The following is a 21854-nucleotide window of genomic DNA, read 5'->3' on the forward strand; positions in this document are numbered from 1 at the left end:
TTTCTGGATCAACGGTGCCGGGCGGCCGGGGACTGGGCGGGGTCCGGCGGCAGTGACGGGGCGGCCGGCTTTCGCGGAGTACCGGCGATGTGGTCGCGGGCGAGGCGGATGAGGTACGCGGCGTGGGACAGCGAGTCCGTGGTGTCCCCGAGCCGTTCGACGGGGCCGGCTTCTTCGCCATGGGCCTCTTGGCGGATCGCGGCGTTCCAGGCCCCGACCACGACTTCCCGGACGAGGGGAAGCAGCCCGTGGACCGGGGCGGCGATCTCGGTCAGGATCTCGGCCACCTCACTGCTGGTCTTGGCGGCGAAGGTCCGTTCGGCGAGCTGGGAGAGGTAGCGCAGGGCCGCGTCCCGTTCGCCGTCCGGTGTCGCCAGCGTATTCAGGGCGGGATCGAGGTGGACACTGTGGCCTGCGGTGAGCAGGGCGTGCGCGGCGGTGGTTGCCTTCAAACGCTGTTGTTCGACGGGGAGGGCATGGGGGAGCCGGTGGAAGTCACCGCGGGGCCCGGGGGCGGAGAGGAAGCCGGTTCGCTGAAGGATGTCCGCCGCCCGTTCGGTCCCGCCGATGGCGACGACCAGACCGGTGCGGGGGTCCTGGGTGATGGTGACGTACTCCAGCACCCAGAAATCGGGTTCCTTCTGGCTCATCGAGCCCGGGTGGCCGGGGCTCGGGTGCCGGCCGGAACGGATGGCACGGACGGCACGGACGCCGGAGCCGAGACGGGCACGATCCGGCTGGCCGGATGCTGGAGCGCCGTGTCGATACCGAGGGCTTCGAGCTGCGGCCCGATCGCGCGCAGGACACGGGCCTGCGCTTGAGTGTCGTCCGAGCCGAGGCGGTATATACCGCTCTGTGGGTCCTGAACGAAGCCGTTCTCCTTCAGGACGGTGCCGGCCCTGTCGCCGACGGGGGCGGTGGCGACGCTGCCGTCCGGCTGCCAGGTCAGAACGAGACGGTCGGGCTGGGAAGGCTGGATGCCGCCCAGGGCGTTGTACCGGGCCTGGGCGAGAGCATGGTCGTAGCGGGCGAGCAGGTCGCCGGCGACCTGCTCGGCGCTCAGGAAGGGGTCGTCCGCCAGAGCGATGCCATTGGGCTCGGGGACGGCGCGGTACGCCTCGTCGGGCAGGTCACGGGGCGCGACGGCGGCGACGAGGAAGCCGTCGCGCTCGTCGTGCCGCTCCAGGACGACGAGCTGGGCGCCGTCCGGGCGGCTCAGGAGGGCCGCCTGCCGCAGCGGGTGCTCGGCGAGGGAGGCGGCGACCAGGTCCAGGTCCCAGATCCGGTCGGCGAGTTCGGCCAGGTCGTCCTTGGCGTCCGGCGGGAGGTAGGAGCTGGTCCAGGTGCCGGGGAGTTCGCCGGCGAGGACGTCGGCATACGAGGCGAGGCGCTCGGAGGTGTCGTGGTCGTGCATGGTGTCCTTGGGCGAGGTGAGGGTCAGCGCCGCAGTCCGGCGGCGACCGGGGGAGGTGGGGCCGGCAGGATGCGCGGCGGGGGCGGGCAGGCGCACACGGCGGAGCGTTCGCGTTCGGTGGCGGGGACCTCTTCGGTGCAGGTGCTGCGACCGGGATGGGGGGCGTGCCGGTCGGCGAGCACGTTGCGGGTGGCGTCGAGGTCGCTGCGGAGGGCGCGGAGGGGTTCGTCGGCGAGGTAGCGCAGCCGCCGGGCGATATGCGGGTCGGCCTCTTCACCGAGCCCGTCGTGGAAGTCGGCGGTGGCGGTGAGGACTTCGTGCAGGGCGGCGAGGATGCCGTCGTGGGCGGCGGTCAGCTCGGTCAGAGCGTCGGCCGCCTCGTCAGTGGTAACGGCCTCGCGGATCCGCTCGGCGAGGTGAGCGACGGAGGAGCCCAGTGGCAGGTAACTGGCCGGACGGGAGTTGGTGTCAAAGGCACCGTGGCAGTCGACGTGGTACCCGGCGGCGCGAAGCCGTGCGACGGCTTCGGTGGCGAGGCGGTCCTCGTCTGGCTCGGTCAGTCCGGTGGGGGCGCGGTGGTAGGTCTCGTGGAGACGGACGACGGCGACAAACCCGGCGCGTTGGAGGATGCTGTGCGCCTCGGGGTCCCCGCCGCGCGCGAGGAGTTCGCCGGAGTGCGGGTCGCGGCGGATGTCCAGGAAGCGGTCGGCAAGGGGCAAAGAGACGTTCCTTCTACAGGGCTCGATGGACCGGGTGCCGGGCGGCGGACGGCGCGGTGACGTCCCGGGGCCGGGCCAGGTCAGCGGCAGTGGTGTTCAGGTCCTGCTGGATGTCGTGGAGGCGGTGGGCGATCAGCTCCAGGCGGTGTGCGGCATCGGCGACGGCGGCGCCGCGAAGGCGGGCGATGCGATGTGCGGTGTGTTCGACGAGTGCGCGGACCGTGGCCAGCGGGCCGACCTGCTCGTCCGCGAGCTGCGTGAGCACGCGCGCGAGCTGGGACGACACCGTCGGTACCGGCCGGGAGGCGCTCCGAGCAGTAGGCGAGGTGCGCACCGGGATCAGACCCAGGTCCTCCTCGACGCGACGGGCTTCGCCCGAGAGCCGCCGCAGGGCGTCGACGGGCGGAGCGTGCCACGCGCCGTCGAGGTGGATCAGGTTGGCGATCAGGTCGAGGCGCCCGGGCTGGGCCTGGACGGCGATCCACCGACAGCCGTGTTCCTTGCCCGGGATCTCGACGCCGACGGCGCGGACGAACCGGTGGGCGACCTCACCCCATTCCGGGCCGGTCAGGGGTCGGTCGTCGGGATGGAGCCGGACATCGAGGTGAAGGGTTGCCCGTCGTTCGCCGTCCGGGCCGGCGGCGAACGGATGCTCCAAGAGCGCCTCGCTGAGGTGATCGGCCCACCGGGCGAGTGGCCAGGTCTTCTTCTGCTCCAGGGCGTAGTCATCCAGGCCCGGCCAATGAGCTACGACGCTGCGTTCCGGCAGCCGCTCGTTCGGCGAGACCGCCCGCCCCAGCGCTTCGGCGAGCGGTTCGTACGGATTGGTGGTCTGCTCGTGGAGGCGGGGGATCACCGGCCGGCCCGGACGTCGGCGATGTGCACCAGCTGGCCCAGCGCGGTGGTGGTGTACCAGCCGCAGTCGATCAGGGCGTTGTCGTCGGTGTGCTTCGGGAGGAGGACATCTTCCATGGCCCGCAGGTGGATCAGGCAGTCCGGGCAGCGGCGCGAGAGGTGCACGAGGTAGCGGGGGTGGGCGGTGACGTAGGACTGCTGCCCGCCGGTCGCGTCGCGCAGCCGCCAGCCGTCCTCGTCGGTCGGGGTGTGCCAGGACGGGGCGACCACACGCATCGCGTCTCCCCATAGCTCTCCACCGGCCACCCCCTTCAGGACGACGACCGTGTCACCGGCCTGGAAGTGCTGGTGAGTGACGTCCCGCTGTGGGGTGAGCGGGTCGGGCGTGAGCGCGACCACGGGGTCGGGCGGGAGTTGGGACATGCGGTTCCTTCCACGCGGGGCGGATGCGGTGGGAGGAACAATGCTCCGGAGGATCGCCGGTTTGGCTAACCGGCGTTCCTCGGCTATGTTCCGCCCCCTCAGCGGAACGGGTTCTCCGTCCCGCGGTCGTCCTCACTGGCGGCGTCGAGCAGTTCGAGCAGATCCGTGCCCTCGGCATCGCGCTGGTCGATCCACCATCCGGCACGGGTGACCGCGCGGGCCTTTTCCTCCAGCTCGCCCCAGTCCGCCTCGTCCCAGGACCCTTCGACGACCAGGGCGGCGTGCGCTGAGATCATCAGCTGGTGACGGGACCGCTCACCCCAGTCCAGTGCCTTCTCCGGGCCCTCCAGCTGGGGCATGTCGAACTGCTTCGCCCACGCGGTGGCGGCCTCCTGCTCCGCGGCGCGCTTGGCCGCGAGCCACTCCTCCTTGGACTGCGTATCGGCGTCGCGGGCTGCCTTCCAGCAGTCGGTGCAGTCCCGGCCGGCGAGCCAGCGGGCGAACCCGGCCCGCCGGTCGGCGGGCCGGTCGGACAAGTCGCGGGTGGAGGTGTGCCCACAGGCGTGGACGATCTCGAAGGATGTGGGTATGGCCATAAAGGTTTCCTTGCGTCAGGTGGCGTGAACGGGAAGAAAGGGAGGTCAGGCGGCCTGAGTCGCGGCGCGGCGACGGCCGACAGAGGCAGGCGCGCGGCGGTGCCGGCCGCGCCGTATCGGGGTGCCGGGGGCGTGCATCTGGCGGCGGGCCGCAGTGAGCACGAGGACGGTGAACGCCGCACCGGCGGCGGGGAGCGCGGCGCCGAGCCGCGGATGCGCGGCGAGAGGGCCCGCCACGGCGGTACCGGCGGCCTGACCGACGCCGATGGCCGCGACCAACCACGCGTACGCCTCGGTCACAGTGCCGGGAGGGGCGAGCGCGTCCACGGTGAGGAACGCGCTCGTGACCAGGACGGCCAGGGCCAGTCCCGGCAGGGCGGAGACGGCGACGGCCGCCGTCGGACCGGGGCTGGTGACCAGGGGCAGCCAGCACGCGGCGAAGGCGCTGGCGGCCACCACGAGTTGGGCGGTGAGGCTCCCGGGCCAGGACCGTCGCCCGTAGACGGCACCGCCGAGGAGGCTGCCGACGGACAGCGCTGCGGGCAGGAGCCCCACCAGCACGGTGCTCCGGCTGCGGTCGGCGAGCGAGATCGCCCACACGGTGTGCGCACCGAGCGCGATACCGGTTCCGGCCAGGGCGAGGAGGAGAGCGACCAGCCCGGGTGAGCGCAGAGGTCCGAGGAGCCCGGACGGCGCGGCGCTGCCCGGGCGCCAGTGCCGGGAGGGCCGGGCGCTCAGGACGAGTGCCGCGCCGGCCGGGCCGAGAACGGCTGCCGCGATCACCGCGTTGCCCGGGCCGGCGAGGGCGGTGGCCGCGGCGACCGCCGGCGGACCCGCGATGAAGATCAGCCCCTGTGATCCGGTGTCCAGCGCGAGCGCGGCGCGGCGCTGCGCCGGATCGGGCAGCACGTCCGACCACAGCGCCCGCAGGTTCGCCTCCATCGGCGGCGTCGTCGCCCCGGCGAGCAGGACCAGGGCGGCGAAGAGCGGCGTCCGCGTCGTCGAGTCGACGAAGGGCAGCACCAGGAGGGCCAGGCTGGTGGCGGCGGTGGCCGCCCAGGTCACGCCCGTCTGCCCGCGCCGGTCCACCAGACGCCCGAGAGCGGGCTGCCCGAGAGCGGAGGCCAACCCGTAGGCGGCACACAGGACCCCGGCCGTCGCGAGAGACCCGCCCTGCTCGGCGACCAACAGCAGGAGAGCGACCGGCACCATGCCGGTGGGCAGGCGCCCGATCATGGTGCCGATCAGCAACCGGGCGACGAAGGGCCGACGCAGGACCGACCCCGCGCTCTTCGGGCCGGCCGCCGTGCGAACAGTCATGGTCACCGTCACCGGCCCCGTCGCGGACCGGGAAGCTCGGGCCGCAGCGGCAGTGCGACCGGACCGGCCTTCCCGCGGACAGCCTGCCGGACCGGGATCCCGAGAGCCGAGCGGGCAAGCTCCGCCAGGCGGGTGCCGTGCTCCACCCACTGCTCCACCAGCGCCGACGCCGCCTGCCCGTCCTTCGGGATCTCCTTGCCGAGTGCTTCTGTCGCCTGATCGAGGACCGTGGTCGAGGCGGCGGGCGTGGAGTCGCGCAGGTACCGGATCACGGAGTGTGCGTGCCACCGCAGGTCCTTCGGAGGCGCGGGGAGACCGGACGCGGCCGTATCGCGGTGCGCGTTCCGCACCAGCTCCAGGTCCCGCTCCAACAGGCGGACATGGGCCTCGGCCCGGGACCGCTCATAGGAGGGCAGCAGGATCTCGGTGATCCGCGCACTCGCCTCGGACGCGCTGGTAGCGATGATCGTCACCGGGGGACAGACCTCCGTCAGGGAAAGGAAGTCGATACTCGGAGGAAGGGCGCTGATGATGAGCTTCTTGTCCCAGGGGCGCTCGGTCATCACCAGTTCCCGGCCGGTGTTGTCCGAGAGGAACGTCGCGACCCGGATCTGTGAGCGGTAGGCCCCCAGCACCTTGTCCGACAGAGGGCTGCCGGGCGAGATCCACGCCCAGTCCAGGCGGGTCTTCGCGTTCGACGGCGAGGTGTGGAGGTTGCCGCTCTCCACCATCCACTTCCCGGGAAGAGCACGGGCGATGCTCAGGCCGAGGTCACCGATGAAGGGCCGCCAAGCCGTTTCCACCGTGATTCCGAAACGGGCGGCGTTCTCGTACAGCACCCTCAACGAGTTCTGCACCACGTCCACGTTGTCGAGGTACAGGACGTGGAGTCCCTCGGCGACCGGCTGGAACCGGGCGAGGTCGAGGGCGGTACTGGCCCAGTCACCGCCGGGGCCGTGGGGGACGGCGATGATCCCGCTCTCGGCACTGATGTACAGGGTGATCTGCTGGGTGGAGGAAGTCAGCGGTTTCTCCGGGAGGACGACGGGATCGGGGGTGCTGCGGCGGGGAGGGACGTCTCCAGGACGGGACGGTGGTAGGGCAGCTTCGGGACGCGGCGCGGGGGCAGGACGGCGACGGTCTTGCCCAGTTCTTCCGCCGTGTCGCGGATCTCGTCGGCCAGGAGGCCGAACTGCCGGCCGAGGACTTCGAGCCGGGCGCCGAGGCGCCGGCCCTGCTCGGACTCCAGGGCGTGGGAGAACTCGGCTGCGTCGGCCACGAGTTGCCGCAGGTACGTCATCGGTCCGACGCGGGTGCCTTGGTCGGTGGCTGTGAGCAGGGCCTCGGAGACATCCCCCGCGCAGTGCGCCTCGGCGACATCACGGAGCAGCACTTGAACAGGGACCTCGGGCGCGAGTTCGGGGTGAGTGAACTGTCCGGGGCCTTCGGGGTGAAGGACGCCGGGCGGTACCGGCCGGGGCAGTGTCCGGCCGGCGGCGAGTTCGTTGTCGTACCGGCCGATCACGGACCACAGGGGGGTGTCGGGATCTCCGGTCAGGGCGATCACCTCGGAGGTGTCGTCCTCGACCAGGTAGGCCAGGGTGATGCGGCGGCCGTCGGCCGCGTACCAGGACTCGATCAGATCCAGCTCGCCCCGGCCCTGCGCCGCCCGGGCTCGCTGCGTCCACTTCCGGGATTCGTCGGCGGTGAACTCGGGGCCGGGCTGGTGGTGGTGCTGATCAGCGAGGTAGACGGCGATCGTCCCGTACTGCGCCCAGCGGGCGAGGTGAGGCCATAGGTCCTGCCGTCCGGTCTCGACGGGCAGGTCCGCGAGACGCAGGATCTCCGTGTGCGAGAAGGCGAGGGAGCTAAGCGCTTTGCGCCACGCCCGGACGTGGGCGGCGGCCGGCATCGCGTCGAGGGCGCGGCGGGCTACGTCCAGCAGTGGCAGCGCGGCGCCGGCCAGGTCGGTCCGGTACCCCTTGAGGGCCGCTTCGGTGAGGTGGGCCCGGAACGCGGCGGCTTCCTCAGGCCGGACGATGCGGCCGTACCGGTCGCGGACGGTGTCGAGCGCTTCTTCGGTTTCGCGTTCCAATGACGCCATCCGCCAGCGGTAGGTGCTGGCCTTGATGCCGAGGTCGTGGGCGTCGAGCGGGTCGGGTGTGGTGATCGGGTGCTCCTGCTGGTGTAGGTCAGCGGCGGGACGCTCGGGTCGCGGGCGCCTGCGCGGTCATCGCGGGCGGACGGGCTACGCCCGAGGACGTGGTGGTGCGGGCGTTGAGGCCGGGGGCGAGGTCCACCGTGTAGCGGGCGGCGAGGAGCATCTCCGCTGCCCAGGTGGCGTGTTCGTTCTCCCAGGCCGGGCCCATGTCGAACGGCAGCCGGACCCAGCACTCGCGCAGACCCGGCTCGAAGAGGAAGCCGGCCCGCCGCAGGATCTGACTGGCGAAGGCGTCGAAGGAGCCTTCGACGTCGACCTCGCCCCCCGGCCGTCTGGCGATGCGGATCGGGTCCGGTACGGGGGTCATCGGCCACGTCCGGCGGCGGACAGGTGCACGGTGGGCGCGTAGGCGGGCCGGGGCGGAACCGGCCGCGTGGAGGAGAGGGTGGTTGTCGGTGCCGCGCCGTACTGGGGGGATCGGGCGGCGGCGGCCCGGGCGACGCGGCTGCGGCGCTCGGTGAGCCCGGCCGACCGGAGCACGGGCGGCGAGGCGTCCGGCGCGTGGTCGACGTCGGCGTCGACGTGGACGCCGTACCCCTGACGCCGCAGGGCCTGGGCGGTCTGGCGCATCCGGCGCGGGCCGTCCCGGTCCGGTTCGGTGAGCCGGTAGAGGCCCGGCTCACCTGCTACGGGCTCGAACTGCAGGTGGGCGAGGTACCAGTCGACGAGATGCGTGGGGAGGGTGGGGGCGGCGGCGACGTAGCCGTACCGCGAGTGTGTTCCGAGGACGAAGCGGGTGTCGGAGGACAACGAGAAAGGGTCTCCTTCCGTTAGGAGCGTTGGTCAGCGGCGAGGGCCGGGGGACTGCGGTGGGGAAAGAGCCGGGCGAGGCTTCGATGCGATCTTCGAAGCCGGTGCCGGTGCCGGTGCCGGTGGTCGGCCGGCTCGGGCGAGGTGCAGCAGGACGGGTGCGTCGGCGCGCCATCGCAGTACCTGGTCCACCGAGGCCGACAGGAGACGCGGGACGGCCAGCGGGGCGGGCCGGGGCGGGTCCGGGCGGGCCGGGTGGAGCAGCTGGTGGAGCCGGTCCAGGGCGGCGGCCTGCGGGGTGTCGGCGGCGGCCGGACGCACACGGTCCAGGAGACGGGCGGCGTGGGGGCTCAGCCGGCGGAACTCCGAGACCAGCTCGGTGCGGTACTGCTCCGCTCGCGCGGTCAGACCGAAGCGGTCCAGCGGCGTGCCGTCCGAGTCGCGGCCGGAGAGTTCGATCGCGGCCCAGGTCTCGCCCAGCTCGTCGAGCCGCGCCTGCCCGTCTTCCACGGCGGCCAAGAGCAGCTGGTGCAGAGCCCGCTCGTACGCCGGCAGGAACTCGCGCCCCACCCGGGCGGCGGCGCGCCGCGGATCGCCGGGCAGGACCACCGCGGCCGGGGCGTACGCGATCTCGTAGGCGTCGTCGAAGCCGTCGCACGTGCCGGCGCCGAGCAGGAACTCCGCGGCGTTTCCCGGGCGCTCGATCAGCAGCAGCTCCCTGCCGGCGCCGTCGTCGAGGACGACGGCGTACGGGACCCGGTGGTGCCGCATCGCCTCGGCCAGTTCGCCGGAGTCCCACAGGAAGGGGACCCGGTCCCCCTGCCACACCGGATGCGAGTAGACCTCCACCTGCGTACTCCATGCGCCGGGCAGGCGGGCGGCCAGGTCGCTCGCGTAGTCGCCGAGGTAAGGGCGGGAGCTGACGGCCAGGGCGGCGCGGTACCGCGCCGCCCTTTGGGCGAGAACGGGCATCACCCGCGGCATCGACTCCGCATCGCGCAGGACGAATGTGCCGTTCTCCTGCCGCTCGAAACCTGCGGTGAGGTGCAGGGCGCTCTCGGCCCACTGGTACTGCTCACCGCCGGGGACGGCGACCAGGCCGACGGCCGGGCTCGCGTACAGGATGATCTGGGCTTCGGGCCCTGGACGCTGGCGTGACCGGTCGTTCACGCCCACGCCGTCCGGGCGGCGAGGAAGGAGCGGCGCAGGCCGTGGCCGAAGGCGTGGGCGTGGCGCCGGGCGGCGAGTTCCAGCTCGCCGTACTCCGCCCCTTGCGTCATCTGCCCGTCCCACTTCCGGTACCGGTACACCGGGACCGGCAGCAGAACGCCCGGGGCGAGGGCGGTGACGCCGACGGCGGCGCAGTAGTCCTCGCCCTGGACGAGCCCGCCCATGCCGCCGGCCGCGCGCACGAGGCGGGTACGGGCCAGGATCGTGGTCGGCCCGATCGGGATGGTGTCCTCGGGGCGCGGCCAGTAGGTGACCACGTCACCGGCCTCGTGGTAACCCGGCGGCACCGGGCATTCCCACAGGCGGGTCGAACCGTCGGGCAGCCAGTCCTCGCTGTATCCCGCGACCCATCCGAGCCGGTCGGAGAAGGTTTCCAGCCGTACGCCCAGGCTCCAGTCGGGCAGGACATCGTCGTCGTCCGCCCAGTTCACGAACTCGGTGGTCACCTGGGTCAGGCCGAGGTTGCGGGCGCAGGCGGCGCCGACCGGACGGGGCAGGGCCAGGACCCGGACGCGCGGGTCGGCGGCGATCGGCGCGGGGAGGTCTTCGGGGTCGGCGCCGTCGAGGACGAGCACCGCTTCCCACGGCACGGTCTGCCGGGTGAGGCTCGCGTGCATCTCCTGCAGGTAGGGCAGACGTTCGGAACGGAGCTGGGTGGCGATGACGACGGTGATCTGCGGGGCGGACAGCGAAGGGCTCCTGCGGTCGAGACGGGGCGGGGCGGTCAGAGACGGGTGGCCGTACGGAACGAGCCCGGTGCGGCGGCGGAGGGAGAGAGCGTGGACGGTGTGGCGGTCCGGGCCGGCGCGACGGCGGCCCAGACGCCCGGGGCGTCGAAGTCGACGAAGGGGTGGGTGTCCCAGCTCACGATGGGGCCGGAGGCGGCGGAGAGTACGTGGATCACCTCGATGCCCTCGGGACGTAGGACGTAGCCCCACTCCACGCCCATGTCGTGCAGGGTCGCCTCGGTGACCGACATGCGGGTGGGGGGTGAGCCGTCCGGGGTGACCAGGTCGTCCAGGGTGGTGCTGGGCCACGAAGTGCCCCCGGTCAGAGGGCCGGCGATCTCGGACGGCGCTCTGTCGAGGAGGTCGCTGCCCAGGTCCTGCCAGCCGATGGCGACGTCGTCCACGAGGTGCCGTGTCATGGCTTCCAGGTCCCGGCCGAAGCGGTACTGGAAGGCGGCGAGCAGGAGCGGCATCTTCGAGTTGGGCGTGCCGTCGAAGTGGATGTATACGCCGGTGAAGCCGGTCGGGGTGGGGCGGGCGACGAAAGAGGGGGTCGACAGAAGAGTCTCCAGGGATCAGCGACCGGGCTTCGGGCCGGCGGACGGCGGTGCGGGCGGAGCCGGAGGAAGACACGGCGCGTCCTTCGGGGACGGCGTCGGCGGAGGGTCGTACTCGGCGCGCAGGGCAGCCAGGTCAGCCCTGTGGGCGAGGGACAGCGGCACTAGGACCTGGCTCGCGGCGGACATCAGCATCTTCGGTGGTGTGTCCGGCGCCGCATTTCGGTGGCGTTTCTCCCACTGGGCAATCGCCTGGAGGAGGTTGCTCACCGTCTCCATCACGGGTTCCACGGCATCCAGCAGGTTCTGGGTGACCGCGCTGACCTCGGCGGGCGTCTTCGCGGCGGCGAGGGCGGCGAGGTACGGGGCCGGATCGGGTGCCGGCAGCGGCTGACCGGGCAGCGGGTGCTCGGCGAGGAAACGGGCGGCATCTCGTTTCGCCCAGCGCAGCAGGTCGTTGTCCGTGGCGGTGAGGGAGTGCGCAGCGGTGATCTGCTCAGAGGTGCGACCGACGTTGTCGTACATCTCGAAATCGGGGTATTGCAGGATCGTCTCCTAGACGGTGATGTTGGGGCCGGCCGTTTCGAACCTGCGGGCAGAGGAGGACGCAGGGCTCCCGGATGCTTCAGCGGGAGCGTCGCTGCGGAGCGGCCGGCATCTGGGGAACGACGGCGGGAGCGTGGGGAGGAGATACCGGATCGGCGGCACGCAGTCCGCGGATGCGGTCGACGAGCCGGTCGTCGTGGAAAGCCCTGACGAGGTCCCGCGTCTGCTCGGCGGCGTGCTGGAAGTCGGAGGAGAGATCCCAGCCGTCGTCGCTGGGTGAATCCCGGACCCGTTCGGCGGCGGCTTCGAAGAGATCAGCGAGCTTCTCCAGAACGCCGTGCTCGATGTGGAGAATCTGGTCCAGGACCGCCGAGCCCGCCGCGAACGCTCCTGCGTCGTCGAGGGCGTTGAAGTGGTCGACGAAGTCGGAGACAGCACAGCCGTAGACGTACTTGGCTTCGGGCTCACCGACGAACGTGCCGGTGGTGTCGGACGAGGAAATGGTGTGTTCTCCGGTCTATCGGGAAGTGCCCCGCCGGGCAGGAGGACTCGGCGGGACAGGGCTGGTCCCCTCCCCGAGTGCTGCGGCTCGTAGGCGCTGCACCGGCTGGCCGTCGTTCGTGCGCATCTCGGTCTCGCTCGGGGCGTAGTGGGCGTACAGATTTTCCAGATCGGCCTCGGCCACCTTGACCAGAGCGGTGCGGATGTCCTGCGCCGCGTCGCGCAGGAGGCGCCGGGCCTGGGGGGTGTGCTGGTGCTCGCGGCCGGCCCAGAGGGCCACGCCGAGAACGTGCTGGGCGATGTGGTCGAGCAGGGGCGCGGTGACCCTAACCAGGTGGTGAGTGATCATGCTGACCTCGGCGGGCGTCTCGGCCGCCGCCAGGGCGGAGAGGAAGGGTGCCGGGGCCGGCAGGGGCAGTGGTTCCTGTGGGAGCGGATGCTCGGCGAGGAAGGGCGCCGCGTCCCGGCGTGCGTACCCGTGAAGTATCTCCGGGGGTATATGGACGGACCGTCCGGGAGCGTGGTGGTCTGCCGGTTCGATGTCGCAGTCGTCGACGATGCCGTACGTGATGTGGGTGAGGCGGGCGCCACCGGCCAGGACGCCGTCAACACCAGCTTCGGTGGAGGCCAGGTCGGCGACCTTCGCATAGGCGTGGTCGAGATCCCGGGCAGGGAGGGTGAAGTGCAGGGTGCCGTCCTGGACGACGTCGAACAGGTGCAGGTTTTCGGCCGGGGCGGCGGCGATGACATGGGAGGGGCGGGTCAGAAGGACTCCTTGGTGGGATGCCGTCGGTCCAGGTGCTCCGACGTGGGTCACCGATGGGGGTACTCGATGTGGGTGGCGGGGATCGGGGTCCGGTCTATCGCCCGTGTCCCGGCGGTGGTGTCGGCGGCGAAGGAGCCGGCCGGTGAATTTCAGCAGTCTGGCGGGAGTACCAGCGGCTTGGGAGGGCTCGCCCCTCTTCGGTGAACTGCATCCGCGCGCATTCGGCGCGGGCGCTGCCGGTGGAGGTGGACGGTGCGGGGGCATCGCGCTTAAACAGGGCTTCGGTTTCCCGCCACTTCCCGTCGGGACCGGTGAAGGTCGAGAGGACGAGCATCCGCCACTCGTCTGGGGCAGGCTCGCGGTACGGGGGATAGCCGTCGTGTTCCCGGTGGGTGGCGAGTAGTTCCTCGAAGGCGGTGATGTCCGCCGAAGTCAAATCGCGGTGATCTATGTAGTAGGCCATGTTCCTCGCTTACCTGCGTTGTTCGAGGTGTTCAGCTGGGCTCACGACGTCAAGGGTTTGCGGAGCGCGAGGATTTCAGTGCATGCGGGCATCGGTGTCGAAGAGCGCCAGTTCGTGGCTGTGCAGGAGGTGCTGGACGATGAAGCTCCGACCCGCGACCTTCCACAGGCCCCGGCCGCGGTTCAGGTGCGCGATGGCGTTCATCTCGACGGAGGTGAGGCCGAGCAGGGAGGCAGCGGCGTGGAGCTGGTCGTTCTCCTGGCGGTAGATGATGCGGGTGGAGCAGTCGGCGAGGAGGCCCTCGGCGAGGGCGCGGCCCTGTGATCCGGCGTCGCCGGCGGTGAGAAGGTCGGACAGGCGGTGGATCACCAGGAGGTTGGCGATGCCGAGGCCGCGGCTGAGCTTCCACTGGGCCTGCATGCGCTGCAGCAGGCCGACGTGCCGCATCAGGCGCCATGCCTCGTCGTAGACGATCCACCGCCGGCCACCGCTCGGGTCGGAGAGGGCGGACTCCATCCAGGCGGAGGCACACGTCATCGCCAGGACGAGGGCGGTGTCGTCTCCGGAGCCGCCGAGCCGGGAGAGGTCGATGGTGAGCATCGGCGCGTTCGGGTCGAAGGCGACGGTGGAGGGGGCGTCGAACATGCCGGCCAGGTCACCGTGGACCAGGCGCCTCATCGCGTGGGCCAGGTCGCGGGCGGCGTCACCGAGCTGTCCGGACATCATCCCGGCGGCTTCGTCGAGAGCGCTCGGATTGTTGAGGACGGCGGCGACGTCGCCGAGCAGCGGGGTGCGGCCGGTGGCGGCGGCGCGGGTGACGACGGCGTCCAGGGCGATGTCCAGGGCGGTGTGCTCCATGGGCATCAGGTCCCGGCCCAGGACGGTCCGGGCGAGGGAGCCGAGCAGGAGCAGGCGCCGTTTGCGGATCTCGCCGACCCAGTCGGCCTCCGAGACGCCCACGGGGCGAGGGGCCGCGTCGAGCGGGTTCAGCCGGCCGGGCAGTCCGGGACCGAGGGCCACGGACCGTCCGCCGAGGGCTTCGGCCACCGGCGTCCACTCGCCCTTCGGGTCACACGGGACGTAGACGCGGTACCCGAAGGCGATCGAGCGCAGCGCGAAGGACTTGGCCAGCGCGCTCTTGCCCTGGCCGATCACGCCGGCGAGCAGAATGTTGGGGTTGGTGAAACCCTCGACCTTGCCGTACAGCGCGAACGGATCGAAGACGAAGGACGCTTCGGCGTGGACGTCCCGTCCGATGTAGATGCCTTCCGCGCCGAGGCCGCCCTCGGCCAGGAACGGGTACGCGCCGGCGGCCACCGCGGTCGTCATGCGGTGGGTGGGCAGCTTCAGCCGGGTTTCCCGCGCGGAGGCAGGCCCGGGACGCCCGCCCGGGGGGTAGAGCGCGACGGGCATCTGGTGCTCGGCGGAGATGTTCTTCGTCGGGTGGGTGCCGGCCTCGGCACGGGCCTTGGCGGCGGCCTCGGCGAGTCGGCGGCGGGCGGCTTTCCGGCTGGCCCGGTCGGCGTTGTGGGGGGTGAACAGCGGGCTGGCGGAGGCGCGGCGGGCGCGCCGGGCGGGCCGGTGACTCATCGAAGGCCCTCGTTTCTGCGGGTGGTGCTCATCGTGTGCAGGCCGTGATGGACGGGCGGAGATCGCTGGGGGTGGTCTTGCGCCGGACGGTGTGTCCGGCGGCGAGGTGGCGCTGGCAGATCGTCAGCACGGGCGGCCCCTCGGGCAGCCGCTCCGGACGGCAGGTGCTTGCCTCGGCTTCTGCTTCGGTGCTGCTGGGCAGCAGGTGGAAGGCGGCGTGGACTTCGCTGGCGGCCTGCCACAGACGGGTGTGTGCGGTGGCCAGGTGACGGCCGGCGGCGGGGTGCGTCGGCCGGGTGGTCTCGGCGAGCCGGTCCAGGAGGTGGAGCAGGGAAGCGAGATGGGTGTGGAGCACGTCGAGGTGGAGCCGGTTCGCCGGCCGGGGCGGGGTGGCACCCGGCGGGGCGAGGGTCCGGGTGTGGTGGCGGACTCCAGCGCTCGCGGCGCGGAGGTAGGGGTGCATGTCGTCCGGGGGTGTGGGAGAGGTCAAGGGTGGTGGTCCTTCCTGCCGGGAGGCAGGGGTGGCCGCGGACGGTTCGTCGCGGGTGATCGCAGCCCGGCGGGCCGGGATGCCGGCCCGAGGGGTTTCACAGGGCGGTACGGGCGAGGGGGAGCGCGGCGAGGATGAAGGCGTCCGGCTGCTGGTAGTTGAGCCGTCGCAGGTCGACGCCCGAGGTGACGGCGTGGGTCTCGACCTGGGCGCAGGCGGCGTCCAGGAGGGCGTCGGTCTCGGCGGTAACGGTGATCAGGCCGGTCAGGGCGACGTCGGCGTGCCCGGCGATGAGCTGGCGTTCGCGGGTTTTGACGTCGGCGTACTCGACGGAGTCTTCCTCACTGTCGACTTGGCCGCGGCGGGCGCGTTCGTTGGCGTCGGCGATGATCGCGGCCTTCTTCCGCTGGACGTCCCGCAGCGCGGACTCGAGCCCCTGCGGCACGTAGACGAGGGAGAGGCTGCGCCGCACGCCGGCCGTGAACATCAGCCCGTGCAGGAATCCGGCCCCGATCTCGGTCCTCGGCCAGTTCTCCACCCAGTAGGTGGCGTGCCGTGCGCTGTCGGTGGCGAGGCGGTCGTACTCCTCGACCTGGACGACGGGGCCGGCGGCGGCGGGGTCGGCTTCGGCGCGGCCGGTCTCGGACCACTGCTGGAGTGCGCCGAGGGCCTTCGGGTCGTAGGCGGTACGGATGACGGCGGCGATCTCGCGCGCGCTCAGCCATCCGGTGACCTGGAGGCCGGCGGTGCGGGCGGCCTGGGCGATGGACGCGGTGGTTTGCTCCATGACGGTGAACGCACCCGGCAGCCCTCCGCCCGCCTGGCCGATCAGGCGCCGGGCGGCCTTCAGATCGAGGGAGATGGCGAGGTAGGTCTCGTGCGGGGCGGCGGCGGGGCCGGCGGAGGCGACGAGTTCGGAGTAGATCTGTCCGGCCACCGGAGCCTGGGGCTGCCCGTTCTGGGTCCAGTGGCGGGTGAGGGTGTCGCCGCTGTCGGGGACGGTGCGTTCCAGGACCTGCACGGTGGCGATGTGCCCGCTGCGGGCGATGCTGGCCAGCGCGCGCCCCCAGCTGGCCACGTTGTGGTTCTGGGTGGCCGGGTCGAGCAGCGCGAAGGCGCGCGAGGAGACGCGGGCGATGGCGGTCAGGGTCTGTCGGTGCGGGTCGTGCACGGCCGAGGCGTCGTTGGCGGAGTCGCCGGGCGTGACCACCGTCAGGGAGGCGGCGCTGCCGGGCAGGTGCAGGACGCCGTCCTGCCGGGGCCGGGTGACGGGACGGGCGAGCCAGAGCGTCTGGCCGGTGCGCCGGCGGTGCGCGTAGCGGGCGACGACCGGCGTCCAGTCGATCAGGGAGCGGCCGTGCCGGCGGATCGCGACGAGCGCACCAGCGGCTGCCCACAGCGGGACCAGGGCGACGGCGCCGAGCAGCCCGGTGGAGATCACCGTCATCAGCAGCAGCGCCAGCGTGCTGGACACGAGCGCGAGCTGGGGCCAGGAGAGGCCGAGGAGGATGCCGCGGCGGGACCGGTGCGGGAACTTCACCGTAACCGGGACGACGGAAAGATCAGTCAAGGGACGGGTCCTGGGGGCGCGGGTGGAACCCGGGGGCGGGAGGCGGTGTGCACCTCCCGCTCCCGGGAGTGGGGCAGGGGATCAGAGGCCGGTCGCAGGCGGTGGCGGTGAGACCGGTCCGCTGGACGTGGCGTTCTGGGAGCTGGAGGACGGGGGCGCGCCCTGCGGCGGCGGAGTCGTGGCCGGCGGAGTGGATTGCCACCCGCCGCTCTGGCCGGATGCGGGGTTCGGTCCGGAGCTACCCGGCCCCGGGCTGCCGCCCATCTGGCCGCTGGTGTCGTCGGACACGCTCGTCGGCGCGGGCTGCACGGCCTTCTCCAGGCCGCCCTTGAGAGCATCGCCGCCCGGTGAGATCCCCGTTCCGCCGCTCGGCGAGCCTTCCTTGCCTTCTCCACCTGCGCCGGTCGGGTGGGAGGCGATGTCGCCGGGGAAGCCGCCGCCGGTTGCGTCGGGGCCCTGCGGGGCGGCGCCCGCTCCGGCCGCCGCGCCGCCGGTTCCGGCGGTGGCCGCAGCGGCGGCGGCCTTGCGGGCGGCCTTCTCGGCGTGCGCCTTGGCGATCTGGGCTCCGGCGCCGCCGGCCCGGTGGATGGACTCGCCGTCGGTGCCGTCGGCCGCCCAGTGCACGAATTTGAAAACGGCGTACGGGCACAGCAGGACGAGAACCATGATGACGATGCCGGCCATGACGTCGGCGAGGGCGGCCACACCGTCCTTGGCCTCGGTCCTGCCCATGGCGGCGATGCCGAGAACGAAGATCACGGTCATCAAGAGCTTGCTGACCACGAGGGTGGCGGTGGCTTCGATCCAGCCCTTGCGCCAGCGTCGCGCGACCTCCCAGCCACCGCCGGCGGACGCGAAGATCGCCAGAGTGACCATGACCAGGATGCCCACCTTGCGGACCATCATCACGCACCAGTAGAGAATCGCGCCGATCGCGGCACCGAGGCCGGCGACGACCGGCACCAGCCAGCCCAGGCCGGCGAGGGCGCCGATCTGGTTGACCTTCACGATGCGGCGCACGGCCGATTCGATGTCCAGCTTCGCGGCCTTGAACAACCCGTCGGAGATCGCGTCGACCACTTCGACGGCGACCGTGGTGAAGGCGATGGCGCAGAAGGCGAACAGGACACCGGACGCGGTACCGGTAAACGCCTGGGTCAGGGCCTGTCCGTCGCGCCGGATGGCGGCCCGGACCAGCTGCGCGCAGAACGTCGCGACGATCAGGACCAAACCCAGGGGCAGCAGCGTCTCGTAGTTGTCGACGAACCAGCTGGCGTTCAGGTCGACCTTGGTGGTGGTGTCGACGGCCTCGGCGGCCAGGTCGGCGGCAGCGGCGGCGAGTTCGCCTGCGGATTTCGCCATCCAGTCACCGATGGCCTGGCCGGGGTTGGAGGCGAAGTCGACCGCGTCGCCGACGGCACACAGCTTGTCTGCCAGGGGGAAGTCACAGAAGCCCACGAGGAGTTACTCCTCCTTTCGTATGACGGGCGCGGATCACTGTGTGACGCTCGGGGCGATGGCGGCAAGGGAGCAGTCGTGGCCGGGGCGGCACTGCACGGCGAGGGTCACGGCGCGTTCCTCGGCTCCGGCGCCGCCCTTCTTCCAGGCGATCTGCTGCTTGCCGTTGACGGTGACGACGTAGATGTACGCCTTCGTGATCGCGGAGGGGTCCTCGGTGAGGGCCTGCTTGAACGCGCCGGGGTAGTGGCCTTCGAGGACCGTGCCGGTGGCATGCTGGTCCTGGTCGGCCATCCGCGACCACAGCACCGGATCGGGCACCTGCCCGACGACGGAGGTCCAGTCGGCGTACGTGGCCTCGGTGGTCATCCAGGCACGCATGCCGACGAGTTGCTGGTCGCGGCTGGTGGTGCGGGTGTCGTAGGACCACAGCATCTGGGCCGCGGCCTTGGCGTAGGCGACCGGCTCGGCGATCCGCGGAGGATGGGGAACGGACCCGGATCCGGCCGCAGGCTTCGGGGCGGCCTCGGAGGAGGACGTGCTCGACGCCGGGGCCGGAGCGGCGGTGTCCGGGGCCTGGTGGCCATTGTCGCTGCCGGACAACCAGGCGACGGCCGCTGCGATGGCGAGCAGGACGGCGACGACGGAAGCGACGATCGCGATGCGCCGGTTGGCCGACCAGCCGACGCCGTACGAGGACAGCGAAAGGGAGGAGAATCGTTTCTGCATCACTGGACCTGCGACCCGAGAGCCGAGAAGAAGCTCACGATCCCGTTCGCGGCGCCGAGGCCGAGGGCGGCGCCGGCCGCAACGACCGCGCCCTTCTTGCCGTTCGCCTCGGCCTGGTGTCCACCAGTGTGGTGGCCCCAGGCCCATACGCCGAGCGAGACGGCGAGGGCACCGACGACGGCGATGATCCCGAACATGTTGATCGAGGCGACGACGTTCTTCAGCACGGAGAGGCCGGGAAGACCACCACCCTTGGGCGAGATCCCCGGGTCGAAGGCGAGCTGGAAGACGCGGTCTGCGAGAGGAAGGGACATAGGTGTGGCGAAGCTCCTTGCGTGCGCAGGTCAGAGGGGGCCGGCGGAGAAGAGGAAAGAGGAAGGGGGGCGGGCGTCCGGGCGCGGGCGGTGGCCGTGACGGCGGGAGGACCCCGAAGCGATGTCCGGACGGAGCGTCAGAGGACGCGGCGTACGGCGAGGATGTCCCAGTCCTTGATCGGAGTGATCCGGACCGGTTTCGAGGTGCGGGGAGCCTCGATCACGAGGCCCTCGCCCATGTACATCCCGACATGCTCGGGTACGGCAGCAGTGCCGCGGCTGAAGACCAGGTCACCGGGCTGGAGTTGGGCGGAGGAGACCGCCTTTCCCTCGTTGACCTGCGTATATGTGGTCCGGGTCAGTGGGATTCCCACCTGGGCGTACGCCTGCTGCATCAGGCTGGAGCAGTCGCAGCGGCCCATCGGGTCGCGTCCATGGGCGTTGGTGCAGTCCCCGCCCCACTGGTAAAGCGTGCCGAGCTGGTGCATGGCCCATTCAATGGCCTCGCGCGCCCTGGGGTCGGCGTCCTTGGGGATCTTGTAGCCCTTCGGGACGCTTCCCTCGGGGATCGGACCGAAGGCGGAGCCGTCCGTGGCCGGAGCGCAGCCGGCCTTATCGGATGTGGGCGGCCTGCCTTCGTCCTGGTCGTCCTTGTCGGTATCGGTGCCCGGGAAGGTCTTGGCGATGGCCGTCTGGAGGGCGGTGGCCAGGGTCTCCCACTGCGCGTACGCGTCCGGGAATCCGGACTTCTGGACGGCTTGGGCGGCCTGGGTGACGGTCATCTGCTGCCAGCCGTTCACCGCAAGAAGAGCCTTGTAGAAGCGCTCGCTCGCGTAGACCGGGTCACGGATCTGCTGGGCGGTGCCCCAGCCCTGCGAAGGGCGCTGTTGGAACAGGCCGAGCGAGTCGCGGTCCCCGTAGTTGAGGTTGCGCAGCCGCGACTCCTGCATCGCCGTAGCGAGGGCGATGATCTGCCCCTTCTTCGGGACGTCGAGGCTGATGCCGGTGGCCACGATCGTCTGGGCGTGGGGGACCTGCTCGGTCGGCAGATCCAGGCCCTCGACGTGGACATTCTTGCCGGACGCCCCGTCGAGGATCTTGGTGACCTGGTCGGCGACCTTGCCGGCGTCGATGTCCGTCAGGCAGTTACTGAAGGAGCCGGCGCTCTGCGCGGCTTCGGCGGAGGCGGCCAGCGTCATGCCGGCGCCGGCGATCAGGAGCGGGGAGAGGAAGACGGCGCCGATACCGGCGGCGAGCGCCTTCAACCGGTGCTGATGGCTCGCGGGTCAGCGGTTTCGGGCAGGGATGGGTAACGAGACGTCATGGACGTGTCCTTCGGGGTGCGGTGTCCGGCGCGCCGCGCGCGAGGCGTATCGGAAGGATGCGGCGGCCGGGGTGGGCGATCGGGGCGGTTCGGCATGGGCGAGTTGCCGCTCGCACCACGCAGCCGGGCCGTGAACTAAAAGTGCCGGGGCAGGGAAACCTCCGTGGGAAAAGGCGGGGAAGCGGCCAGCGGCGGTGTGCGCCGGGCGGTTCAAAAACAGTAGGCCCGGATTGGCGGCTGACCAAAAAGCCGATCCGATGTGCCGGAATCCGGCACATCGGAAATGCGCTTCTTGGCTGTCGGCGCTTTCGGCTCTACAGTTTTTGGACTCCCCTCGCCCTCCTCGGACTGTGGCCCTGGGCTTCTGCATGCCCAACTTCGGCCCGCGAGGACTCCTTTCGCGAGACGAGCAGCTCCCTTTGCGCCTTCACACCCGAATCGGGGTACCTCTTGCCTTTTTCCCTGCACCAGGGCGACGCTCTTAGCGTTCTCGCCGGCCTGCCGGACGACTGCGTCGACTCCGTCGTCACCGACCCGCCGTACAACTCCGGCGGCCGGACCGCGAAGGAACGCACCACCCGCTCCGCCAAGGCGAAGTACACCTCCGCCGACGCCAAGAACGATCTCGCCGACTTCACCGGCGAGAACATGGACCAGCGGTCGTACGGCTTCTGGCTGACGCAGATCATGACCGAAGCCCACCGCCTGACGAAGGACGGCGGCACCGCGCTGCTGTTCACCGACTGGCGGCAGCTCCCCATCACCACGGACGCGATCCAGGCGGCCGGCTGGCTGTGGCGCGGGGTGCTGGCCTGGCACAAGCCGCAGGCCAGGCCCCAGAAGGGTCGGTTCACCCAGAACTGCGAGTTCATCGTCTGGGCGTCGAAGGGCGCGATCGACGGCTCCCGGAATCCCGTCTACCTGCCTGGCCTGTACAGCGCCTCGCAGCCCTCGGGAGCGAAGCGCCAGCACATCACGCAAAAGCCCGTCGAGGTGATGCGCGAACTCGTCAAGATCGCACCGCCGGGCGGCACGGTGCTCGACTTCTGCGCCGGCTCCGGCTCCACGGGCGTCGCCGCCCTGCTGGAAGGCCGCGACTTCATCGGTGTGGAGAAGACCGCGCACTATGCGTCGATCGCGGCCGACCGGCTCACCGAGACGGTCCGCGAGACCCTCACGCAGGACGGCGTCGTTCTCACCGCCTAGGGCACCAACCGCGCCAATCGCAGCGGTAATAGGAGCCCATTTCCCATCCGGCGGTCAGTTCGTGTGCCGCCATCCGTGTCTCGT

25 protein-coding genes are annotated in these 21854 nt (G+C 71.5%); 1 reads left to right on the top strand and 24 read right to left on the bottom strand.

The genetic code is table 11. The features are described 5' to 3' along the window. Positions 1-8: 8 nt before the first annotated feature. From ACZ6AQ_RS06795 to ACZ6AQ_RS06910, 24 genes are all read right to left on the bottom strand, one after another. Positions 9-650, bottom strand: a complete 642-nt coding sequence (locus ACZ6AQ_RS06795; protein WP_468758037.1) for a hypothetical protein — start codon at positions 648-650, stop codon at positions 9-11. Further along, complete coding sequence (locus ACZ6AQ_RS06800) at positions 647-1414, bottom strand: hypothetical protein (RefSeq protein WP_468758039.1); 768 nt, start codon at positions 1412-1414, stop codon at positions 647-649. Before ACZ6AQ_RS06800 ends, ACZ6AQ_RS06795 begins: the two co-directional genes overlap by 4 nt. A gap of 23 nt (positions 1415-1437) precedes the next feature. Further along, positions 1438-2133, bottom strand: a complete 696-nt coding sequence (locus tag ACZ6AQ_RS06805; protein ID WP_468758040.1) for a hypothetical protein — start codon at positions 2131-2133, stop codon at positions 1438-1440. Between the two features lie 13 nt (positions 2134-2146). Beyond that, the gene (locus ACZ6AQ_RS06810; RefSeq protein WP_468758041.1) at positions 2147-2989 is read right to left on the bottom strand and encodes a relaxase/mobilization nuclease; all 843 of its coding nucleotides are present in this window, start codon (positions 2987-2989) and stop codon (positions 2147-2149) included. Further along, on the bottom strand, positions 2986-3411 hold the full coding sequence (locus ACZ6AQ_RS06815) for a hypothetical protein (RefSeq protein WP_468758042.1): 426 nt from the start codon (positions 3409-3411) through the stop codon (positions 2986-2988). The genes ACZ6AQ_RS06810 and ACZ6AQ_RS06815 overlap by 4 nt, the downstream gene beginning before the upstream one ends. A 98-nt stretch (positions 3412-3509) precedes the next feature. Beyond that, complete coding sequence (locus ACZ6AQ_RS06820) at positions 3510-4007, bottom strand: hypothetical protein (protein WP_468758043.1); 498 nt, start codon at positions 4005-4007, stop codon at positions 3510-3512. A 45-nt stretch (positions 4008-4052) separates the two neighbouring features. Then, positions 4053-5327: an MFS transporter gene (locus tag ACZ6AQ_RS06825; protein WP_468758044.1), complete on the bottom strand. Its 1275-nt coding sequence runs from the start codon at positions 5325-5327 to the stop codon at positions 4053-4055. 8 nt (positions 5328-5335) lie between these two features. After that, positions 5336-6193, bottom strand: coding sequence for a hypothetical protein (locus tag ACZ6AQ_RS06830; protein ID WP_468758045.1), 858 nt, complete (start codon positions 6191-6193; stop codon positions 5336-5338). A gap of 155 nt (positions 6194-6348) precedes the next feature. Then, the gene (locus ACZ6AQ_RS06835) at positions 6349-7431 is read right to left on the bottom strand and encodes a hypothetical protein (RefSeq protein ID WP_468758047.1); all 1083 of its coding nucleotides are present in this window, start codon (positions 7429-7431) and stop codon (positions 6349-6351) included. A gap of 88 nt (positions 7432-7519) precedes the next feature. Further along, a complete protein-coding gene (locus ACZ6AQ_RS06840) occupies positions 7520-7855 on the bottom strand; it encodes a hypothetical protein (RefSeq protein WP_468758049.1) in 336 nt (111 codons plus the stop codon). Then, a complete protein-coding gene (locus ACZ6AQ_RS06845; RefSeq protein WP_468758050.1) occupies positions 7852-8298 on the bottom strand; it encodes a hypothetical protein in 447 nt (148 codons plus the stop codon). Before ACZ6AQ_RS06845 ends, ACZ6AQ_RS06840 begins: the two co-directional genes overlap by 4 nt. 33 nt (positions 8299-8331) lie before the next feature. After that, a complete protein-coding gene (locus tag ACZ6AQ_RS06850; RefSeq protein ID WP_468758052.1) occupies positions 8332-9468 on the bottom strand; it encodes a hypothetical protein in 1137 nt (378 codons plus the stop codon). Continuing rightward, positions 9465-10202 carry a glycosyltransferase family 2 protein gene (locus ACZ6AQ_RS06855; RefSeq protein ID WP_468758559.1) on the bottom strand — a complete coding sequence of 246 codons (738 nt, stop codon included), beginning with the start codon at positions 10200-10202 and terminating at the stop codon, positions 9465-9467. The genes ACZ6AQ_RS06850 and ACZ6AQ_RS06855 overlap by 4 nt, the downstream gene beginning before the upstream one ends. 50 nt (positions 10203-10252) lie before the next feature. Beyond that, the gene (locus tag ACZ6AQ_RS06860; protein ID WP_468758054.1) at positions 10253-10729 is read right to left on the bottom strand and encodes a hypothetical protein; all 477 of its coding nucleotides are present in this window, start codon (positions 10727-10729) and stop codon (positions 10253-10255) included. A 102-nt stretch (positions 10730-10831) separates the two neighbouring features. Then, on the bottom strand, positions 10832-11338 hold the full coding sequence (locus ACZ6AQ_RS06865) for a hypothetical protein (protein ID WP_468758056.1): 507 nt from the start codon (positions 11336-11338) through the stop codon (positions 10832-10834). 538 nt (positions 11339-11876) lie between these two features. After that, a complete protein-coding gene (locus tag ACZ6AQ_RS06870; protein WP_468758058.1) occupies positions 11877-12677 on the bottom strand; it encodes a hypothetical protein in 801 nt (266 codons plus the stop codon). A gap of 43 nt (positions 12678-12720) precedes the next feature. Beyond that, a complete protein-coding gene (locus tag ACZ6AQ_RS06875) occupies positions 12721-13089 on the bottom strand; it encodes a hypothetical protein (protein WP_468758059.1) in 369 nt (122 codons plus the stop codon). A 75-nt stretch (positions 13090-13164) separates the two neighbouring features. Continuing rightward, on the bottom strand, positions 13165-14679 hold the full coding sequence (locus tag ACZ6AQ_RS06880) for a VirB4 family type IV secretion system protein (RefSeq protein WP_468758061.1): 1515 nt from the start codon (positions 14677-14679) through the stop codon (positions 13165-13167). A gap of 28 nt (positions 14680-14707) precedes the next feature. Further along, positions 14708-15169, bottom strand: coding sequence for a DUF6238 family protein (locus ACZ6AQ_RS06885; RefSeq protein ID WP_468758063.1), 462 nt, complete (start codon positions 15167-15169; stop codon positions 14708-14710). Between the two features lie 97 nt (positions 15170-15266). After that, positions 15267-16739 (bottom strand): SCO6880 family protein, encoded by a 1473-nt coding sequence (locus ACZ6AQ_RS06890; protein WP_468758065.1) that lies wholly within the window; start codon positions 16737-16739, stop codon positions 15267-15269. 81 nt (positions 16740-16820) lie between these two features. Then, positions 16821-18197 carry an SCO6881 family protein gene (locus ACZ6AQ_RS06895; protein ID WP_468758066.1) on the bottom strand — a complete coding sequence of 459 codons (1377 nt, stop codon included), beginning with the start codon at positions 18195-18197 and terminating at the stop codon, positions 16821-16823. A 36-nt stretch (positions 18198-18233) separates the two neighbouring features. Further along, complete coding sequence (locus ACZ6AQ_RS06900) at positions 18234-18926, bottom strand: hypothetical protein (RefSeq protein ID WP_468758068.1); 693 nt, start codon at positions 18924-18926, stop codon at positions 18234-18236. Next, complete coding sequence (locus ACZ6AQ_RS06905) at positions 18926-19240, bottom strand: DUF6112 family protein (RefSeq protein ID WP_468758070.1); 315 nt, start codon at positions 19238-19240, stop codon at positions 18926-18928. Before ACZ6AQ_RS06905 ends, ACZ6AQ_RS06900 begins: the two co-directional genes overlap by 1 nt. A 137-nt stretch (positions 19241-19377) precedes the next feature. After that, the gene (locus tag ACZ6AQ_RS06910) at positions 19378-20505 is read right to left on the bottom strand and encodes a C40 family peptidase (protein ID WP_468758072.1); all 1128 of its coding nucleotides are present in this window, start codon (positions 20503-20505) and stop codon (positions 19378-19380) included. A gap of 509 nt (positions 20506-21014) precedes the next feature. Here ACZ6AQ_RS06910 and ACZ6AQ_RS06915 point away from each other — a divergent pair. Next, the gene (locus ACZ6AQ_RS06915) at positions 21015-21770 is read left to right on the top strand and encodes a DNA-methyltransferase (RefSeq protein WP_468758073.1); all 756 of its coding nucleotides are present in this window, start codon (positions 21015-21017) and stop codon (positions 21768-21770) included. Positions 21771-21854: the final 84 nt, after the last annotated feature.

The sequence above is a fragment of the Streptomyces sp. NPDC041191 genome, from assembly GCF_055591945.1.